The organism is Streptomyces sp. ERV7 (assembly GCF_001653515.1).
Lineage (GTDB): Bacteria > Actinomycetota > Actinomycetes > Streptomycetales > Streptomycetaceae > Streptomyces.
The window spans coordinates 1-1,320 of the sequence record NZ_LYOY01000081.1; the positions used below are offsets into that span (position 1 = coordinate 1).

A 1,320-nucleotide genomic window follows, 5' to 3' on the forward strand; every position below is an offset into this window, starting at 1 on the left:
GCCCGGGAGTGGGCGGCGGAGAACGGTATGGAGATTCGCCTTTCGGGTCGGGAGGCGTGATGAGCACGGCTCCCTTCTACGACCGGCGGCCGGTCGCGCGGTGCGTAACCTGCCCGCGCTGCGACGGGCGGGTGCAGGTCTCGCGTTGCGGCACGGCCCGTGAGGTGTGCGGCCGTTGCGGCCACGAGTGGACGCCCATCGCGCGTATCGAGCGGGCGGAGGTGCGCTGATGAGCACCATCTACCGCTGCGGCTCGCGCGGCGCCCTCGCCGGCGTTCGTCGCCCGCACCTGCACCCCGTTCCCGCCGTGGCCGACCGACTCAACGCCGAACGGCACGAGCTGGCGGGCGCGGCTTGCACCAAGGCGGACCCCGAGGTGTTCTTCGACGGGACACCGGGCGCAATCGAGGTAGCCAAGCAGATCTGCGGGGGCTGCCCGGTCAGGGCACGGTGCCTGCGGCTCGCTCTGGAGCGCGGCGAGGCGTTCGGCATCTTCGGCGGGCTGACCGCCGACGAGCGGCGCCGCCTGCGGCGCAAGGGGGTGTCGGCGGCATGAACGAGCCGAACTTCCCGCAGGTACAGGCGGCGACACGGTACGTCCTGACGGACGCGGCGGGCCGGACCTTCAGCTCCTCCGCGCCCATTCAGGCGGAGACGGCGACGTGTCCATGCAGCTGCGGCCACGCCCCCACGCCCGCGACGCGATCGCACGGCCCCTCGCCGACGACGCTGGTCGTTGCCTGGGCGGGCGGTGCGCTGGTCGTCGGCACGGTGCTGGTGGCCCTGCTGCTGTCCATCGCCGTGGTCGCCGCCTCCATCGCGGTCTGCGCGCTGGCCATCAGCGTCTGCGCCGTGGTGCTGCGCTCGATGGTCAATCAACCGGTTCCGCGCGGCCGCTACCGGCGCCGCTGAGCCCCCTCGCCTTCTTCTGCATCGGCTGCCGGCCTGTGCGCGGCCCTGGGTCGCCCCTGCCAGCGCGCACCCGGCAGCCCTCCCTTCGGAGGTTTCCCCTCATGTCCACCCGGACCCTTCCGGCCGTCCCTCGACCGACGCTCACCTCGGTGACCCGGCTGAACAGCCAGCTGCGGCGCCAGTTGGCGGCTCTGCGCCACGACCACGCCGAACTCCTGGTCGCCGCTCGGGCCGCCGTCATCGCCCACTTCGACGGCGCCGCGCTCCCGCTCACGGTCCTGATCGACACGCTGGATCAGCTGAACGCGCTCCCGGAGTACGCCCCGCAGATCACCCACGACGGCCTGGCCGCGCTCGCCCCCGCCGCCGACCCGGGACCGCCGCTGGTGGGGAGGCGAGTCGCGTGAG

At 73.6% G+C, this 1,320-nt stretch carries 4 protein-coding genes; all 4 read left to right on the forward strand.

Features of this window, described 5'->3' with window-relative positions; genetic code table 11:
• Positions 1 to 59: 59 nt before the first annotated feature.
• Positions 60 to 230 (forward strand): hypothetical protein, encoded by a 171-nt coding sequence (locus A8W25_RS34210; RefSeq protein WP_158942817.1) that lies wholly within the window; start codon positions 60 to 62, stop codon positions 228 to 230.
• The gene (locus A8W25_RS30485; RefSeq protein WP_079126536.1) at positions 230 to 556 is read left to right on the forward strand and encodes a WhiB family transcriptional regulator; all 327 of its coding nucleotides are present in this window, start codon (positions 230 to 232) and stop codon (positions 554 to 556) included. The genes A8W25_RS34210 and A8W25_RS30485 overlap by 1 nt, the downstream gene beginning before the upstream one ends.
• Complete coding sequence (locus tag A8W25_RS30490; protein WP_067167665.1) at positions 553 to 912, forward strand: hypothetical protein; 360 nt, start codon at positions 553 to 555, stop codon at positions 910 to 912. The genes A8W25_RS30485 and A8W25_RS30490 overlap by 4 nt, the downstream gene beginning before the upstream one ends.
• A 101-nt stretch (positions 913 to 1,013) precedes the next feature.
• Positions 1,014 to 1,319 (forward strand): hypothetical protein, encoded by a 306-nt coding sequence (locus tag A8W25_RS30495; RefSeq protein WP_067167667.1) that lies wholly within the window; start codon positions 1,014 to 1,016, stop codon positions 1,317 to 1,319.
• The last annotated feature ends 1 nt before the right edge of the window (position 1,320 follow it).

Coding starts and splice junctions, on each gene's coding strand:
- A8W25_RS34210 (WP_158942817.1), top strand. CDS start 60: ATGAGCACGGCTCCCTTCTACGACCGGCGGCCGGTCGCGCGGTGCGTA.
- A8W25_RS30485 (WP_079126536.1), top strand. CDS start 230: ATGAGCACCATCTACCGCTGCGGCTCGCGCGGCGCCCTCGCCGGCGTT.
- A8W25_RS30490 (WP_067167665.1), top strand. CDS start 553: ATGAACGAGCCGAACTTCCCGCAGGTACAGGCGGCGACACGGTACGTC.
- A8W25_RS30495 (WP_067167667.1), top strand. CDS start 1,014: ATGTCCACCCGGACCCTTCCGGCCGTCCCTCGACCGACGCTCACCTCG.